Source organism: Nitrospina gracilis Nb-211 (assembly GCF_021845525.1).
GTDB classification, from domain to species: Bacteria; Nitrospinota; Nitrospinia; order Nitrospinales; family Nitrospinaceae; genus Nitrospina; species Nitrospina gracilis_A.
In genome coordinates, this window is record NZ_JAKJKD010000001.1 from 2,495,379 (window position 1) to 2,510,386 (window position 15,008).

General features: G+C 57.8%; 20 protein-coding genes. 10 read left to right on the forward strand and 10 right to left on the reverse strand.

Going from position 1 to position 15,008, the window contains the following annotated elements:
* Nucleotides 1-18: 18 nt before the first annotated feature.
* The 3 genes from J2S31_RS11715 to J2S31_RS11725 form a co-directional block, all read right to left on the reverse strand.
* Nucleotides 19-357 (reverse strand): hypothetical protein, encoded by a 339-nt coding sequence (locus J2S31_RS11715; protein ID WP_237099275.1) that lies wholly within the window; start codon nt 355-357, stop codon nt 19-21.
* Between the two features lie 55 nt (nt 358-412).
* Complete coding sequence (locus tag J2S31_RS11720) at nt 413-955, reverse strand: DUF2059 domain-containing protein (RefSeq protein ID WP_237099276.1); 543 nt, start codon at nt 953-955, stop codon at nt 413-415.
* A 135-nt stretch (nt 956-1,090) separates the two neighbouring features.
* Complete coding sequence (locus tag J2S31_RS11725) at nt 1,091-1,408, reverse strand: hypothetical protein (RefSeq protein WP_237099277.1); 318 nt, start codon at nt 1,406-1,408, stop codon at nt 1,091-1,093.
* Between the two features lie 440 nt (nt 1,409-1,848).
* Here J2S31_RS11725 and J2S31_RS11730 point away from each other — a divergent pair, with 440 nt between their 5' ends.
* The gene (locus J2S31_RS11730; RefSeq protein WP_237099278.1) at nt 1,849-2,280 is read left to right on the forward strand and encodes a hypothetical protein; all 432 of its coding nucleotides are present in this window, start codon (nt 1,849-1,851) and stop codon (nt 2,278-2,280) included.
* 94 nt (nt 2,281-2,374) lie between these two features.
* Here the strand turns inward: J2S31_RS11730 and J2S31_RS11735 are convergent, their stop codons facing one another.
* Nucleotides 2,375-2,812, reverse strand: coding sequence for a hypothetical protein (locus J2S31_RS11735; protein WP_237099279.1), 438 nt, complete (start codon nt 2,810-2,812; stop codon nt 2,375-2,377).
* 9 nt (nt 2,813-2,821) lie between these two features.
* On the opposite strand from J2S31_RS11735, the gene J2S31_RS11740 reads away from it, so the two are divergent.
* Nucleotides 2,822-2,998 carry a hypothetical protein gene (locus J2S31_RS11740; protein ID WP_237099280.1) on the forward strand — a complete coding sequence of 59 codons (177 nt, stop codon included), beginning with the start codon at nt 2,822-2,824 and terminating at the stop codon, nt 2,996-2,998.
* 30 nt (nt 2,999-3,028) lie between these two features.
* Here J2S31_RS11740 and J2S31_RS11745 read toward each other — a convergent pair whose 3' ends face one another.
* The 5 genes from J2S31_RS11745 to J2S31_RS11765 form a co-directional block, all read right to left on the reverse strand.
* Entirely contained in the window at nt 3,029-3,970 is a 942-nt protein-coding gene (locus J2S31_RS11745) for a MerR family transcriptional regulator (RefSeq protein ID WP_237099281.1), read from the reverse strand.
* A gap of 23 nt (nt 3,971-3,993) precedes the next feature.
* On the reverse strand, nt 3,994-4,383 hold the full coding sequence (locus J2S31_RS11750; protein WP_237099282.1) for a hypothetical protein: 390 nt from the start codon (nt 4,381-4,383) through the stop codon (nt 3,994-3,996).
* Between the two features lie 61 nt (nt 4,384-4,444).
* Nucleotides 4,445-5,149, reverse strand: a complete 705-nt coding sequence (locus J2S31_RS11755) for a hypothetical protein (RefSeq protein ID WP_237099283.1) — start codon at nt 5,147-5,149, stop codon at nt 4,445-4,447.
* A gap of 317 nt (nt 5,150-5,466) precedes the next feature.
* On the reverse strand, nt 5,467-6,918 hold the full coding sequence (locus tag J2S31_RS11760) for a cryptochrome/photolyase family protein (protein ID WP_237099284.1): 1,452 nt from the start codon (nt 6,916-6,918) through the stop codon (nt 5,467-5,469).
* Between the two features lie 91 nt (nt 6,919-7,009).
* Complete coding sequence (locus J2S31_RS11765; RefSeq protein WP_237099285.1) at nt 7,010-7,186, reverse strand: hypothetical protein; 177 nt, start codon at nt 7,184-7,186, stop codon at nt 7,010-7,012.
* A gap of 303 nt (nt 7,187-7,489) precedes the next feature.
* Between J2S31_RS11765 and J2S31_RS11770 the strand changes: the two genes are divergently transcribed.
* The 6 genes from J2S31_RS11770 (at nt 7,490) to J2S31_RS11795 (ending at nt 12,065) form a co-directional block, all read left to right on the forward strand.
* Nucleotides 7,490-8,176: a hypothetical protein gene (locus tag J2S31_RS11770; RefSeq protein WP_237099286.1), complete on the forward strand. Its 687-nt coding sequence runs from the start codon at nt 7,490-7,492 to the stop codon at nt 8,174-8,176.
* A gap of 157 nt (nt 8,177-8,333) precedes the next feature.
* Entirely contained in the window at nt 8,334-9,113 is a 780-nt protein-coding gene (locus tag J2S31_RS11775) for an MlaE family ABC transporter permease (RefSeq protein ID WP_237099287.1), read from the forward strand.
* 4 nt (nt 9,114-9,117) lie between these two features.
* Nucleotides 9,118-9,864 (forward strand): ABC transporter ATP-binding protein, encoded by a 747-nt coding sequence (locus tag J2S31_RS11780; RefSeq protein WP_237099288.1) that lies wholly within the window; start codon nt 9,118-9,120, stop codon nt 9,862-9,864.
* A 71-nt stretch (nt 9,865-9,935) separates the two neighbouring features.
* Nucleotides 9,936-10,376, forward strand: a complete 441-nt coding sequence (gene mlaD / locus J2S31_RS11785) for an outer membrane lipid asymmetry maintenance protein MlaD (protein ID WP_237099289.1) — start codon at nt 9,936-9,938, stop codon at nt 10,374-10,376.
* A gap of 26 nt (nt 10,377-10,402) precedes the next feature.
* Nucleotides 10,403-11,038: an MlaC/ttg2D family ABC transporter substrate-binding protein gene (locus J2S31_RS11790; RefSeq protein ID WP_237099290.1), complete on the forward strand. Its 636-nt coding sequence runs from the start codon at nt 10,403-10,405 to the stop codon at nt 11,036-11,038.
* A gap of 28 nt (nt 11,039-11,066) precedes the next feature.
* Complete coding sequence (locus tag J2S31_RS11795; RefSeq protein ID WP_237099291.1) at nt 11,067-12,065, forward strand: GHMP family kinase ATP-binding protein; 999 nt, start codon at nt 11,067-11,069, stop codon at nt 12,063-12,065.
* A gap of 3 nt (nt 12,066-12,068) precedes the next feature.
* Here the strand turns inward: J2S31_RS11795 and J2S31_RS11800 are convergent, their stop codons facing one another.
* Nucleotides 12,069-13,043: a 2-hydroxyacid dehydrogenase gene (locus tag J2S31_RS11800; RefSeq protein WP_237099292.1), complete on the reverse strand. Its 975-nt coding sequence runs from the start codon at nt 13,041-13,043 to the stop codon at nt 12,069-12,071.
* A 160-nt stretch (nt 13,044-13,203) separates the two neighbouring features.
* Between J2S31_RS11800 and J2S31_RS11805 the strand changes: the two genes are divergently transcribed.
* The gene (locus J2S31_RS11805; protein ID WP_237099293.1) at nt 13,204-13,842 is read left to right on the forward strand and encodes a radical SAM protein; all 639 of its coding nucleotides are present in this window, start codon (nt 13,204-13,206) and stop codon (nt 13,840-13,842) included.
* A gap of 61 nt (nt 13,843-13,903) precedes the next feature.
* Nucleotides 13,904-15,001 carry an A/G-specific adenine glycosylase gene (mutY, locus tag J2S31_RS11810; RefSeq protein ID WP_237099294.1) on the forward strand — a complete coding sequence of 366 codons (1,098 nt, stop codon included), beginning with the start codon at nt 13,904-13,906 and terminating at the stop codon, nt 14,999-15,001.
* Nucleotides 15,002-15,008 lie beyond the last annotated feature (7 nt).

A 15,008-nucleotide genomic window follows, 5' to 3' on the forward strand; every position in this document is an offset into this window, starting at 1 on the left:
GGCTTTCCGTTTGCCACCTTAAAAACACAACCCCGGGTTGGCCTCGGCATAAAGGGGATCGGAACATTGAGGCAGGGATTTTTTCTCCGGCGCCGGTTTCTTGTGGGAATCCTCTCCGGCGCTGGGCTTGAAATCGGAGGGATCTTCCCCGCCCTTGGGGTCGAGGTCGGCCACCGGCTCGCAGGCGGCGGATCCGGATTCGGGATCACCCGCTTTTTCGGAAACATTTTCTCCACAGACCGGGGCGGGATCGGTTTCCGAAGATTCCGGGCCGGCAAAAAGAGGGGACGCGCCCAGGCACAGCATGGCGATCACAAAGAAAAGGACCCGAACCTTATCGACCGTTTGGGTGCTCATGGTTTCCTCCTGGCGAAAGCGTCCATGACGCGGGTTTCCGTTCCTGCAGAAGAATTTATTTTGATGAGGCCGGTGGAGGCGTGCCTTTGGGGTTCAAGGCTTCCAGCTTGTGTTTCGCAACCAGCGCATCCACCTGCTTTCGAAATGCCTCGGATTTGACCAGTTCCTGGCTCCATTCATTGCCAGCCAGCCCCGCCTCGCGGCTGATGACAGGCATCTTCTTTTTCCATTCCTCCCAGAACGGGTTTTCAAACATGCCGATGAGCTGTTTGATCACGTCGTGCGACATGTGCGAATCATAAACCGGCACCACGCGGTCGATGAGACTCTTCATCTCTTTGTCGCCGACGAGGCCGTAATAATCCTTCCAAAACGCATCGGGCACTTTGGGATAAGCGGAAGCGATCATGGCGCCATAGGCATCCAGCACGCCTTCCTTCATGTAATCCAACTGCTGGTAGATTCCGGAGACGCGGAGCAGTTTGCGGATGTCGCGGTCTTTTTCCGGGTCGATTTCCGCATACGCCGTGCCTGCGGCGAAAAGGCCCCAGAACACCAACCCCGCCGCCAGTCTGACTCCATTCTTGATCCCGTGCATTCAAGCCTCCCGCTTTCTGATATCTGAAAAGTGAAACTTCATTATACGGGATGCCCCTACCGGCCGGGCCAAAATAAAAAGCCCGGCACCCATAAAGGGCGCCGGGCCTTGTGGGACGTTACTCCTGGCTTGAAATTACATGCAAGCCGGGTTGAACGGATCCGAGCCATCGCAGGTAGCGGAAGGCTGGGGTTCCGTAGTGCTCGTGGTGGTGGTCGGAGCCGGATCCGTCGGTTCCTCCGAGCCGGTCGGCGCAGGGTCCGGAGCCGGCTCTTCGTCGCAGGAGCCAGGCACCGAGTGGTCCGGGTTGGCGTGCGCTTTGCCCTGATCGCTGGCATTGCACCCCTGGCTTTTGGAGTTACTGTGCTCCGGCGGCTTGGCAAAGGCGGTGCCCGCCGTCGCTAAAAAGCTCACAAATAAAACGATCATCATCGTTACGATTGCTTTTTTCATTGCAAGGTTCCTCCCTCTCGTTTATTGAATCGTGGCCTACCTGTTTTTAGCAAATCACGCTCCTTTTACCCTTTTTATTCCAAATCCGTGCCAAAACCCGGCCAGTTCGGCACCCCCTCACTCACTTTTGTTATTTTTCAATACCTTTGGGCTAATGAGGACAAAAACGGCGTAAATTTTATCGGCAACCCGTAATAATTTCTGACAATTTTTGTCAGAACATTATGATTTTTCGCACGGATTCTGGCCCATTCGGCCTTCCCCGTCTGGAAAACCGTGCCGATCACCCTTTCCGAAACAAAATCCGCGGCGACAGTGCTTGCCAAACCGAAGAACGGGAACATATTGAGGTGTATGCATGCATTTCCACCTGTAGCCCGGAAGGGGGAGAGGGTCCAGGCGGACCGACCTACTCACAAAACTTTGGAGGGAGTTGGGTTATGAATAACAAAACGAATTGGATAGCGGGGACCGTGCTTCTCGTGTGCCTGTTTTTCCCCGGCTTGGCGGCGGCACAACAGCAAAGTGTCACCACGCCCGCCACGGTCAAGATGACGGTGATCAAACCCGGGGAAGCGGAACGTTGCAAAACGGATTTCATCGTGGAAAACATGGCCGGGGAGACGGCCGATCTCAAAGTGGTGCTGGGCCACAAGGTGTACGTCGATGAGCTGCTGAACCCGCAGGAACGCCGCGCCTTCAGTCTGCCGGGAACCATACTGACGGCCAAATTCCACGGCCATCAAATCCAGCAAGGAGAGGATGAGGCGGTGATCATCAATCTGGGGCCGAAATCCGACATCCGGCTCCGTTGCATTCAACTGCCGGAAAACCCCAAATCGGAAAAGGATGATCTGGCGGTTTTCAAATGAGTTTTACCTGAACAACTGGGTGGACAGGGGGACCCTTCCCTGAAGCCCATCCCGCTCCGGCTGTCAGGCGGGCCGGAGCGGGTTTTTCTTTCCATCACATGTCCACCCCGTTTTGCGGGTACTTTCTAAGCAGGTCGTCAAACACCCGGTCGCGCACCGGCTCCATGCCCCAGCCAAACCGGTCTTCCGCCACCAGCAAGGACTCTTCCTCCGACCGGGGATCTTTCTTCAGTGCGAAACGGATACCCGGATAGTTGGCGTAGGAACGCTTGACGCCGGACGATGGGAAGCTGGTTTTCTCAAAGGAAAGCACCTGGTCCCAGTCCAGCCATTGTCCATTACGGGGATTCTTCACCTGCAAGCCACCGCCTTTTCGACGCAGGCCGCGGATGGACAGTACGTGGACGATGCGGGAGGCGACCTGCTGTAACAATCCCCCGCTCGCGATGACCAGGAACACCAGCGCCCACGCCTGCTTGTCCGCCGCCCACAGGATGCCGCTCATCAGTCCCGTCACCAAGGACGAAAGCACGATCCCCATATGGAACAAATTGAAGGCTGCCAGCAGAATGGTAAGGATATTGTAGCCTGGGTAGCGGTTCCAGAGCATGGGAATGGGATGTATGGATTGAAGAAGAAACTCCGGGAAAATACCGTTGATTTATTTTTACAGAAAACACGGGAAAGGTCTAATGCGTTTTCCAAAGCAGGGGGGTGAAGCGCCGTAAAGATGCGCCCGGGCTGGGAGTCAGGACGCGGTCGGCTTTGCGGACAACCAGTCGAAGTATTCGCGGAACTGAGAGAAACAGTGAATGCCGGGCAGGCCGTCCGGAGCACCCGCACCGCCGGCGACCAGCTCCACGTCCTTTGCCAATCCCTTTCTCAACTCCATCAGGGCGGCTTCCACCTCCCCGCGAGCCATCCACGAAGACACGCTGACGGCCACCATTCGCGCCTCGGATCTGCGGACGGCGTCCAAAACATCGCTGAGAGGCGTGTCGGCCCCCAGGTACAGAACCTTGAACCGGGTGAGCGATGTGATGACGGCGCACATCAGCAGGCCCAGCCGGTGCGTCTCCCCCGGCAGGGTGGTGAGCACCACCGCCGGGCCCTCCTTGCGGTCGTTGAGGGTGCGCCACTTGCCGGCCAGAAAATCGGACAGACGCTCGGAAGCGAAGTGCTCCTGCGATACCGTAAGCTCTCCCATCGCCCAGCCTTGACCGAGGCGTTTCAGAAACGGCGATGCGTAATCCAGAATGAAGCCCAGCGGTCCATGCCGCCCCCATTCTTCATGCAGGCTTTGGGTGAGCAAGGCTTCATCATAACAATGAACCGCGTGTATCCAGTTCTCCACCATGACGGCCTGGGTCGCCTCTTTGGCAGAGCCGCCCTTAGCAACAGGAGCTCCCCTGGAAGATTTGCCAGGCCCGACCCCAAGCAAGGCCTGCAATTCTTCCAGGGAAGCTCCCACCACGCGTCCAGCACGGAAACCGGAATCCAGTGCCTGCGCCACCGCCCTCAGCCGGGGGACTTCATCTCGCGGATACCGGCGATGACCCGAAGGAAGACGATGTGCCTGCGGCGTCCCATACCGCTTTTCCCAGATGCGCAGGGTGTGGGTGCTGATCCCCGTCAGTCGCGACAATTCTCCGATCGGTATCCATTTGGCGGTTTCGGTCATGGCATTCATGATTCCGGTTCCCTGCTCATTCATCAGCAGTGCACCCGTACGGCGGCTTCTTTGCTTTCGTTGCGGACCAGGGCCACGTCATCCATGTGCACGGTTTTGCCCAACTGCTTGGCGAACGAAAGGCTTTCCCGCATCGAGTACAGCCGTTTTCCGTTGCTCGTGATGGAATCGGTGCGGAACTTTTCGATGCCGAGATCCACCTGCACCCGGGCGCGGGTCGATGAGCTGTTCTCAATGATGAAATCGTTCTGACAACTGGTGACCCAGCCGGGCTTGAGAAGCACGGTGCTGTTGGGTCCGTGCATCCATTCGTAGCCGCCGACTCTGGTTTCGCCGGCGGAAGCGGTTCCCGCAGAGGCAAGAATCAGGGCGCACAGTATCATGATCGCGGAATTTTTTCTAATCGTATTCATGGCTTGGTTCCTCCTGTTCAAATTGGTTTAAAACCTGTTTCCTTCTCCCCGTGCGGACCGGTCAGAACCGGTCCGCATGGCCGGATACCGGCCGCTCGGCAACCATGCCGCCTTGCAGTTTCCGGTCCACACGCAGTCCACCGGAGGTGCGGGTGACCAGATAAGGCAGGCCCATGACATCGGCCTGGAACGTGTTGCCGATGCGGATGCCGTACTCATCCAACAGAGTGTGCTCGAACCCGCTCAACCCGACGAGGGCCGGGCCGGAAGTGCTGTTGAGGCGATTCATGATCTTCGCCTGCGTGCCGTGGCCGAAAGTCCACTCGACCTTGCGCACGGCATGGTCGTGACCGGCATGATCTTCACTTCCGCTCATCATCACGGCATCGATCGTCTCCAGCTTACGAATCGGAATCGTCTCGGTGGCGGCGATGCGGCTCATGCCCGTCACTCCGATCACGCGAAGGCCCATCGTGGTGCGTTCCACATCCATCACATGCCCTTTGTAGTGACTTTGGAAACGGTTGTTCACTTTAATGCCGTAGTGATCGAGCTTGCGTTGCTCAAACTTGCTGAGCCCCAAGGTTCCCATAGAAATTTTTTCCTGAAGACTGCGGTCGATTTTGGACTGAATGGTTTTCGAAAATTCCCACTTGACCGGAACGGTGGCATGCTCGTGAACCGACGAGGCCCCGGCGGTGCCGGACGCGATCAGGACGAAGGAAAGAATGGCTGCGGATTGTTTGATTTGGTGGAAGCGTTTCATGGTGTTTCTCCTTTTATGCTTTGTTTCGGTTTGTTGGATTCAGACTGCCCGGTTGCTTTGTATAAGATAAATATTAGACATTTTATTAAATTTGTCAAATATTTTTTAAACAAAAAGCATTATTTTGTATAGTTGTTTTACAAAGCATTGATATTAAATGAGTTTTTACTCAACTATCTTGAGGGTTGGGAAGCGCAGGCAGGTCTGTGGGCCCTACGAGGGGGAGGGGTTTCAAAAAAAAATTAGACAAAAATCAAGACAGGGATAGAAAACGGGTGTGAAATTCCCTGAGTGGGAATGGGAGGTGATTGGGGGGATCAGGAGTTTTCCGTCTGGGTCACGGCAGTCTGGGCGACATCCTGAAACAACTGCAACGCCTTTTCCCGCTGGACGGCGTGATCCACAATCGGGTGCGGGTAATCCTTTCCCAGATGGCACCCGGCCTTCTCTTTTTCAGATTCGGGCGCCTCGTGCGGCCAGTGAATGTGGGTGTTGGAGAACCCGGCGAGCTCCGGCAGGTTTTCGCGGATGAAGCGGCCTTCCGGATCGAAGTTTTTGGATTGGGTGACGGGATTGAAAATGCGGAACCACGGTTGTGCGTCGCAACCGGTGGAGGCACACCACTGCCAGCCGCCATTGTTGGACGCGAGCTCGAAATCCAGGAGTTTGCGCGCAAACCACGCCTCGCCCTGGCGCCAGTCGACGAGCAGGTCTTTCACCAGAAACGACGCCACCACCATGCGCAGACGGTTATGCATCCACCCGGTGCGAGCGAAGTGGCGCATCGACGCATCGACAAGGGGATAGCCCGTCTCACCCCGGCACCATTTTTTGAAATGGACTTCCTTGCCCGGCCACTGGATGCGGTCGAATTCCGAGCGGAACGCCCCGCGCACCACGTATGAAAAGCGGTCGAGAATGGTCTGGTAGAACTCGCGCCAGATCAACTCCGACAGCCACGCGCGGGAGCCTTCATCCTCGCGCCTCATGGCAAAGCGTACGAGGTCACGTATGGAAATGGTGCCGAAGCGCAGATGCACGGACAAACCGGAAGTGCCGTGCTTCAATGAGGGAAAGTCGCGGTCCTTGTGGTAGCGGTGAATGTGCTTCTGAAATTTCCTCCACGCCGCACGGCCTCCCTCCTCGCCGGGTTGCACCCACAGATTGTTCTCCTTGAAACCGATGGATTCCAGGTCCCACGGATCAATCCATTCCTTGAATGCCTTCACCGGGGCCAGCCGCTTGAGGTTCGGCTTTTCTTCCGCCACATGCTCCGGCCGGAGCGTCCCCAGCCAGGCGTTTTTATAAGGCGTGAACATCTTGAACGGCTCTCCCTGCCGCGTGACGATGTCCGGGTACTCAAACACCACCTGGTCCATATACGAATGGAACGCGACATCCCAGATCTTGAGTTTCTGCTCGATGATGCGGTCGCGCTTTCTGGCGTAGGGATCGTAATCACGGTTGGTGAACACCGCTTCGGCCTTCAGCTCCTGCGCGAGGCGGGGGATGTCCAGCACCGGATCGCCGTGACACACAAGCAGGCTGGACCCTTTTTTGGCCAGCCGCGCCTGCATTTCCTTTAAGGAATGATGGATGAAAGTGACGCGCCGGTCATCCTTGTCCTCAAGCTGGCGCAGGATGTTGGTGTCGAACACGAACACCACGATCACCTCACGCGCCTGACGGGTGGCGGCCGCGAGCGCGGTGTGGTCCCGAAGGCGCAAATCGCGCCGGACCCAGCATAAGGCTCTTTGATAAATGGCCATAAAGGAAGTTCCGAGTTGGACCAATCTTCCCATTGTATCCCGTCGAGACCGGGTCTGTGTGGATTAATTGAGGAAGGACGCCCGCTCAGGCTCAATTGCGGGAGATGAGGTATCCCCCGCCCGCGGCCAGGGGCTTGGAAATCGTGGACACAGCGCCATCGCTCCAACGGATCTCCATCCGGCTTACCAAATCGTGCAACCCCAGGCCGAAATAGAAAGGATCGATGAAATTGCGCGGCGTCAGTTCGTTGGAATACGTGATACCCATCTCCGGTCCGGGAACGGAAAGGATGGGATTAGTTCTTATACGCACACGGATAACCGCGCTTTCACCTGCGTGTGGTTTTCGGGAAATGGATAACGCAACATTGTATCCAAAAAGACCTGAAATTCCTGCCAGTAGAAGGGAATACGCTCGCACCGTTTTCCCATAGATTCAATTTTTTCAAATTCTTTTGATTAACCGTTGGCTTCCACCCGGCGGCGCATTAAAATAATAGGGGTCGGATGGATTCACATGGATCCTGCTCAAGTGAAAACTGAATGACTGTCGATTTGTGGGAGTGATGAAATGCCGATCAAGTTCACACACGTCGATCTGCGGGAGGAGGACACCACCGAGTCGTTTTTCTCCCATCAATTTCTGAGCGCCCGGATCAAGACCGGGTACGAGTCCAACGAGGGGTTCGATCCCATCTTCACCGATGGACGCAGTGAAGAGTGGCTGGAGGCCAACTGGAAAGAGGTCAAGGACAACGACCTGAGGTACGAGGAGGACGTCAACCAGTACATCACGCTGACGCTCTCCGAGCTGGCCAATCCACGGTCCCTCGCCTGCGTGAACGAGTACCTCATCGATATCAATTCCGACGCGGGCCGCATTGCCGTGTCGCTCAACAGCAAGTCGAACCGCTTCACCCTGTTCCGCGTGAACGCGGACTTCCTTCTGCTGAACCTGGGGCTGTTCCGCTCCGACTTATACCAGGACAGTGAGGCCTACATGGACAAGGGCGGGTCTTATTATTTTTCCGCCGCCACCAGCCTCAAGTCCCTGCAGGGTGGGCGCACCGGCCTGTCCGACGTGATGGAAAAACTGTCCATCAACTTCGGAAAATACGTGGAAATCTTACGGCAGATGAAGCAGGATGCTGACAATTACCTGAGCTTCCACGCGAAGATCCCGGAAACGGAACTGAGGCAGTTGGAACACCTGTTGACTCTCGAAGTTCAGAATAAAAACAAACCCGGAGCCGGGTGAGCTTCGGCCCGGGTTTCCGCAACACGACGGACCCGGCGGTTTCGCCGGCTTCAATCCACCGCTCCACCGGGCGGCATCGACACCCAACCTGCGATCAAGGCACCCCTCAAAGCGACGGGAACCGGAACGCGGTTCCTGGAGGCAACACACCCCGGACATGAATTTTCTGCAAACGACAGGACGCCTCACCCTCGACTTCATCCAGAAACTGGGCGTGCGGCTGATTTTTCTTCTGCAGGTGATCGGCTGGACATTCCGCCCGCCGTTCAAACTCCGCGAAACCATCAAGCAGGCCAACTTCATCGGCGTCAAATCCCTGTTCGTCATCCTGCTCACTGCCGTCTTCACCGGCATGGTGCTCGGCATGCAGGGTTATTACTCGCTCCGTAAATTCGGATCGGAAGGCCTGCTCGGTTCCGCCGTGGCGCTGACCATCATCCGCGAACTGGGCCCCGTACTTGCCGCGCTCATGGTCACCGGCCGCGCGGGCAGTGCCATCGCCGCGGAGATCGGCATCATGCGCATCTCGGAACAGCTCGACGCGCTGGACACCATGGCGCTCAGCCCGCTCAAGTACGTGGTGATGCCGAAGGTCGTGGCCGCGCTGGTCGCCATCCCCCTGCTCACCGCCATCTTCGATGTCGTCGGCATTTTCGGCGGCTACATGGTGGGTGTGCACATGTTCGGTGTCAGCGCCGGATCGTTTGTCAGCGGCATGGAACTCAGCGTGGAATGGAAGGACGTGTACAGCGGTATCGTAAAATCCATCTGCTTCGCCCTCCTCATGGCGTGGATCTGCTGTTTTGAAGGCTATTTCGTCGAACGCTACAGCGGCCACGGCGCGGAGGGCGTCAGCCAGGCCACCACGCACGCGGTGGTGTTGTCCTCGGTCAACATCCTCGTCTGGGATTACGTCATCACTTCCTTCATGATCTGACGCCATGATTCGAATTCACAACCTGCAAAAACGGTTCGGCACCCAGGAAGTTCTGCGCGGCGTGAACCTTGAAATTCCGAACGGACAGATCACCGCCGTCATCGGCCGGAGCGGCACGGGAAAAAGCGTTCTGCTCAAGCACATCATCGGCCTGCTCAAACCGGATGCCGGCACCGTGATGGTGAACGGCGACGACATCACGAAGGCCGACGGACACCAGCTCAACGAATTGCGCAAGAAGTTCGGGATGCTGTTTCAGAACGCGGCCCTGCTGGACTCGATGAGCGTGTACGACAACGTCGCCTTTCCCCTGCGCGAGAAAACGAAGATGAAGGAAGAGGAAATCAGGGAACGCGTCGAGAAGGGGCTGGCCAACGTCGGCATCGTCGGCATGAACCACAAGTTCCCCGCCGAGCTCAGCGGTGGCATGAAAAAACGGGTGGGGCTCGCCCGCGCCCTGGTCACGCAACCGGAGATCATCCTGTTCGACGAGCCCACCACCGGCCTCGACCCCATCATGAAAAAAGCGATCCACCAGCTGATTTTCGACACCCAGCGGCAGTTCGGCTTCACCGCCGTGATGGTGAGCCACGATATTCCGGAAGTGTTCGGTTTCGTGGACCGGGTGGCCATGCTGTTCGACGGCGTCATCCACGAAGCAGGGACACCGGACGAAATAAAGCAGTCAGAAAACGCCGCCGTGCGGCAGTTTTTGAACGGGGACCTCGACGGTCCCATCCAGATCAATTAACAACTGACAACCCCGGCTCAAATCGGGTATCCTTGAAAATCGAATGGCAGGTAATCGGGAGACTTCGTTCAATGAATAGCCGCCGTATTGAAATCGCCGTGGGCCTGTTCGTGGTCGTGGGCATTCTCAGCCTGGGATGGCTGTCCTTCAAACTCGGCAAGAAGGAACTCCTCGGCACCGACCACTACTCGGTGTACGCGGACTTTGAAACCGTGTCCGGTCTGCGCCAAAACGGTGAAATCGAAATCGCCGGCGTGGTCATCGGCAACATCGGCGACATCGGCCTGCACAAGGGCATGGCGCGGGTGGAACTCAAAATCCGCAACGACATCACCTTGCCGGAAGACACCATCGTGTCGGTGAAAACCCGCGGGCTCATCGGCGACAAGATTTTAAGTCTTTCCATGGGCGGCTCGGAGGAAACCGTGCCACCGGGAGGCCTTATGCTTGAGACCGAACCGGCCCTCGATCTCGAAAGTCTGATCAGCAAAGCGGTCTTCGGCGACGTTTGATCATTCCAATTCCACGGAATCTATTTATGAAAAAGCAATCGGCTTGCAAACTGTCCTTGGGAGCGCTGGCCTTCGCGCTGGCCCTCTCCATGGTCTCCGGCGCCTGGGCGTCGGCGGTGACCGACGGGTTGAAGTCCACCATCGACCGGGTCGTCAACGTCGTCACCGACGAAAAGTACAAAAACGATCCGCAGGCGCGGCGCGCCAAACTGCGCGGCATCATCAATCCCAAATTCGATTACATCGAAATGGGCAAACGTTCGCTCGCCAGCAACTGGCGGGACCTGAGCCCGCAGGAGCGGAAGGACTTCATCGACCTGTTCGGCCAGCTCCTGGAAAACTCCTACGCCAAGAAAATCGAGTCCTACCGGGACGAGGAAATCAAATACGTCGATGAAGTCATCAAGGGCAAGTATGCCATGGTGAAAACCGAGATCGTGAGAAAGAACGATGTCATCGGCGTCGATTACAAGCTAATCCAGAATGGCAATGACTGGCAGGTGTACGATTTCATCGTCGAGGGCGTGAGCCTGATCCGCAACTACCGTTCGCAGTTCAACAAGATCATCAAGAAGGACTCGTTTCCGGTACTCATGAACAAACTGGGCATGAAGGTGAAGGATCTGGAAGCGGGCGTCGCCGACGACAAGGACGAACTCTGATCCCCTGCCCTCTCTTTCCGGCCAAAGCATGATTGAAAGTTCCGCCCCGACCCGCATCGACCTCGCAGGCGGCACGCTGGATCTGTGGCCGCTCCATCTTTTCTTCGGCAACCCGCCGACCCTCAACGCCGCCATCAATCTCTACGCACGGGTGGAAATCCGTCCGCGCCGCGACCGCAAATTGATCGTCGAGTCGCGCGACCTGAACCGGCGCGTCACTTTCGCGAATCTGAAACACCTGCCCGACACAAAACACCCGTTGGAATTGATTCTGCGGCTGGTGAAGTTTTACGCGCCCAGGCAGGGGCTGGAAATCGTCACCCACTGCGCCGCACCTGCGGGTTCCGGCATCGGCGGCTCGTCGGCGCTCAACATCGCCCTCAACGGCGCACTCAACCGATTCACCGGGCGCGGCTACCGGCGCGAGCAGATGATAGAAATCGCCAAGAATATCGAAACCCAGGTCATCGACGTTCCGGCAGGAACGCAGGATTACTTCGCCGCCATGTATGGCGGCCTGCAGGCGGTGCAACCGTATTACGACCGGCTGGCATCGAATCGCATCACCTTCGATCCGGCCGACACCACCCGCCGATTCGTCCTGTGCTTCACCGGAAAACCCAGAAACTCCGGCATCAACAACTGGACGGTGTACAAGGAAACCATCAACGGCAAATCCTCCGTCAAAACCAACCTGCAGCGCATCGCCACCATCGCGCGCGAGATGGAAGTCGTCCTCAAAAATAAAAGCTGGAACCGCTTCGCCAAACTGTTCGCAGAGGAATGGAAAGCCCGCCGCGCTCTCGCTCCGGGCATCTGCACGAAGGAAATGGAGACGATGATCCGCGCCGCGGGAAAAGCGGGCACGCTGGCCGCCAAGGTGTGCGGCGCCGGCGGCGGCGGGTGCGTGGCCTTTTTTGTTCCGCCCGAGAAGAAGCTCGCCGTTCAGGATGTTTTGCAAAAGCAGAACGCGCGGATTCTGGATTTCCGTTTCGTGCAACGCGGACTGATGGTGCAATCCGGCTGAGGCTCAGCCTCCGTTCCAGCCGGGCACCAGCGTGCGCGGCGTGGTGCCGTCCAGCGCATCGAACACATTGTCCACCACCAGGTTCGCCATCACCTCGCGCGTGGCGTGGCTGGCACTGCCGATATGCGGCGGGATGAGGATGTTATCCAGCTCCGTCATGCCCTCGGTCAGATCCGGTTCGTTTTCGAACACGTCGAGCGCCGCCCCCGCAATCATCCCCTTCCGCAACGCTTCCACCAAGGCGCGGTCATCCATCACTTTGCCGCGCGCCGTGTTTATGAGGTACGCCGTCGACTTCATCATGGCGATCTGCTCGGCGCGGATCATGTACCGCGTCTCCTCCGTCAGCGGCACGTGGAGCGTCACGAAGTCCGATTCCCGGAGCAACCGTTCGAGCGGCACGTAAGTGGCATTCAGACGTTTTTCCTTTTCTTCCGGCAGGCGGTTGCGCTGGCAGTACAGGACTTTCATATCGAACCCCAGCGCGCGCCTGGCGACGGCGCGGCCGATCTCGCCACAGCCGATCACCCCCAGCGTTTTGCCGTACACATCGTGGCCGAGAAACAGCTTCGCCTGCCAGCCCGTGAAGCGTCCCGCGCGGGTGTAGCGGTCGGCGGGCACGATGGCGCGTGCAATGCCCAGGATCAGCGCCCAGGTGAGGTCCGCCGTGGTCTCGTGCAGGACGCCCGGCGTGTTCGTCACCCAGACTTGATTCTCCCGCGCGCAGGCGACGTCGATGTTGTTGAAGCCCGCGCCGTAGTTGGCAACGAGCTTCAGTTTCTTCCCCGCGTCCAGCACCTCGCTGTCGATGCGGTCGGACAGGTAGGTGACCATCGCATCGCTTTCAGCGGCACGTTGTTTCAACTCGGAGGCGGACAGCGATACGCCGGAGCCGTTGTAAACCACTTCGCAGCGCTGGCGAAGCCGGTCGAGTGCGGTTTCGGAAAAAATGTTGGTGACGGAGACGACGGGTTTCATGAGTTCCTTCGGTTCAAAAGTTCGCAATGCAGAAAAGTTTTTCAATGATAGGAAAAATTTCCTCCCCCCGCCACCCCAAAGCGGCCACGCCGCCTGGCCCCCTCCTGCCGCCCTGGTTTTTCGGCGTGAACCGGACCGGGGGTTGGGGTAAAATCGTCCTATGTTGAAAGTGACCGAAATTTTCAAGAGCGTTCAGGGGGAATCGACCCGCGTCGGGCTTCCCTGCCTGTTCGTGCGGTTGACGGGATGCAACCTGCGTTGCCGCTGGTGCGACACGGAGTACGCCTTCTACGGCGGCAAGTCCATGAGCGTGGATGCCATCATGGACGCGCTGGCACCGCATCGCATTTCGCTGGTGGAGATCACCGGCGGCGAACCGCTCCTGCAGGAAGAGGTGTATCCGCTGATGCAGGCACTCCTCGACCGTAATTACACGGTGATGCTGGAGACCGGCGGTTCGCTTTCCATCGAACGCGTGCCCGCGGCGGTGATCAAGATCGTCGATCTCAAATGCCCCGGAAGCGGCGAGGTACTGCAAAACCACTACGACAACCTCGGACGCCTGCAGGCGCATGACGAGGTGAAGTTCGTCATCGCCGACCGCACCGATTATGAATGGAGCCGGGACACCTTGCGCAAATACGATATCGATCAAAAAGCACAGGTCCTGTTTTCGCCCGTGTACGACAAACTGCCTTTGAAGGACCTGACCGAATGGGTGCTGGAAGACGGCCTGCCGGTTCGCGTCCAGACGCAATTGCACAAATGGATCTGGGGCAAGGACGCCATCGGCGTCTGATCCGTCCCTTCTTTCCACTCACCTCCTCCAGTTGGATCGTTACGGAGGATTGCCGGAATTCATGAAACACGCCGCAAACGTGAAAACCATTCAGCGCGCTCTGCTCAAGTGGTTCGACACCGACCAGCGCGCCATGCCGTGGCGTGAGACGAAAGACCCGTACCGTATCTGGGTCTCGGAGATCATGCTCCAGCAGACGCAGGTGAAAACGGTGATCCCTTATTACGAACGCTGGGTCAAATCGTTTCCCACTGTCGAGAAACTGGCGCGCGCCCGCGAGAACACGGTGCTGAAGCATTGGGAAGGACTGGGCTACTACTCCCGCGCCCGCAACCTGCACAAGGCGGCCAAGCAAATCGTGAGCGATCACGGCGGAAAAGTTCCGGACACGCTGGAGGGCATCCTGTCGCTTCCCGGCATCGGGCGCTACACCGCGGGTGCGGTGCTGAGCATCGCCCACGACCAACCCGTGCCCGTTCTCGACGGCAACGTGAAGCGCGTCGTATCCCGCCTGTTCGGGCTTGCGGAAAACGGTGCGACGAAGCAATCCGAAAACACCCTGTGGGAGCACGCCGAATCCCTGCTTTCCAAAAACCGGCCCGGCGACTTCAACCAGTCGCTGATGGAGCTGGGCGCCACGCTCTGCCTGCCGCAAAATCCCATGTGTTTGCTCTGCCCCATCGTTCAGCACTGCGAGGCGCACCGGCAGGGCGAGCCGGAAAAGTACCCGCCGCCCAAACAGCGTACTGCAACAAAAAAAATCGAAGTGAGTGCCGCCATCATCCAAAAAGAAGGCAAGGTGTTCATCCAGCAACGCCCGCGGAACGGCCTCATGGGAGGCTTGTGGGAATTCCCCGGCGGCAAACGCGAACCGCATGAAAACGCGGAAGCCTGTCTGGTGCGCGAAATTCAGGAGGAACTGGGCGTGCAGGTGGCCATCCGCGAAAAGGTGATGACCATCCGGCACGCGTACACCCGGTTCCGCGTGACCCTGCATGTGTTCGACTGCACGGTGGAATCCGGCCGCCTGCGTCCCACGCATTGCGAACAATGGCGCTGGGTTGCTCTTCGCCAACTGGACAAGTACACCTTTCCCGCCGCCAATGTGAAAATCGTGAACCACCTCATTCAAAACGGCGGCTCAAAAACGAAATCTTAACGGTTAT

Excerpts from the sequence above, each read along its gene's own strand:
- J2S31_RS11795 (WP_237099291.1), top strand. The coding sequence starts at position 11,067 with ATGATTGAAAGTTCCGCCCCGACCCGCATCGACCTCGCAGGCGGCACG.
- J2S31_RS11805 (WP_237099293.1), top strand. The coding sequence starts at position 13,204 with ATGTTGAAAGTGACCGAAATTTTCAAGAGCGTTCAGGGGGAATCGACC.
- J2S31_RS11730 (WP_237099278.1), top strand. The coding sequence starts at position 1,849 with ATGAATAACAAAACGAATTGGATAGCGGGGACCGTGCTTCTCGTGTGC.
- J2S31_RS11720 (WP_237099276.1), bottom strand. The coding sequence starts at position 955 with ATGCACGGGATCAAGAATGGAGTCAGACTGGCGGCGGGGTTGGTGTTC.
- J2S31_RS11780 (WP_237099288.1), top strand. The coding sequence starts at position 9,118 with ATGATTCGAATTCACAACCTGCAAAAACGGTTCGGCACCCAGGAAGTT.
- J2S31_RS11770 (WP_237099286.1), top strand. The coding sequence starts at position 7,490 with ATGCCGATCAAGTTCACACACGTCGATCTGCGGGAGGAGGACACCACC.
- J2S31_RS11745 (WP_237099281.1), bottom strand. The coding sequence starts at position 3,970 with ATGAATGCCATGACCGAAACCGCCAAATGGATACCGATCGGAGAATTG.
- J2S31_RS11755 (WP_237099283.1), bottom strand. The coding sequence starts at position 5,149 with ATGAAACGCTTCCACCAAATCAAACAATCCGCAGCCATTCTTTCCTTC.
- J2S31_RS11790 (WP_237099290.1), top strand. The coding sequence starts at position 10,403 with ATGAAAAAGCAATCGGCTTGCAAACTGTCCTTGGGAGCGCTGGCCTTC.
- J2S31_RS11725 (WP_237099277.1), bottom strand. The coding sequence starts at position 1,408 with ATGAAAAAAGCAATCGTAACGATGATGATCGTTTTATTTGTGAGCTTT.
- J2S31_RS11750 (WP_237099282.1), bottom strand. The coding sequence starts at position 4,383 with ATGAATACGATTAGAAAAAATTCCGCGATCATGATACTGTGCGCCCTG.
- J2S31_RS11775 (WP_237099287.1), top strand. The coding sequence starts at position 8,334 with ATGAATTTTCTGCAAACGACAGGACGCCTCACCCTCGACTTCATCCAG.
- J2S31_RS11715 (WP_237099275.1), bottom strand. The coding sequence starts at position 357 with ATGAGCACCCAAACGGTCGATAAGGTTCGGGTCCTTTTCTTTGTGATC.
- J2S31_RS11765 (WP_237099285.1), bottom strand. The coding sequence starts at position 7,186 with ATGGGTATCACGTATTCCAACGAACTGACGCCGCGCAATTTCATCGAT.
- mutY (WP_237099294.1), top strand. The coding sequence starts at position 13,904 with ATGAAACACGCCGCAAACGTGAAAACCATTCAGCGCGCTCTGCTCAAG.
- J2S31_RS11800 (WP_237099292.1), bottom strand. The coding sequence starts at position 13,043 with ATGAAACCCGTCGTCTCCGTCACCAACATTTTTTCCGAAACCGCACTC.
- J2S31_RS11740 (WP_237099280.1), top strand. The coding sequence starts at position 2,822 with ATGGAACAAATTGAAGGCTGCCAGCAGAATGGTAAGGATATTGTAGCC.
- J2S31_RS11760 (WP_237099284.1), bottom strand. The coding sequence starts at position 6,918 with ATGGCCATTTATCAAAGAGCCTTATGCTGGGTCCGGCGCGATTTGCGC.
- mlaD (WP_237099289.1), top strand. The coding sequence starts at position 9,936 with ATGAATAGCCGCCGTATTGAAATCGCCGTGGGCCTGTTCGTGGTCGTG.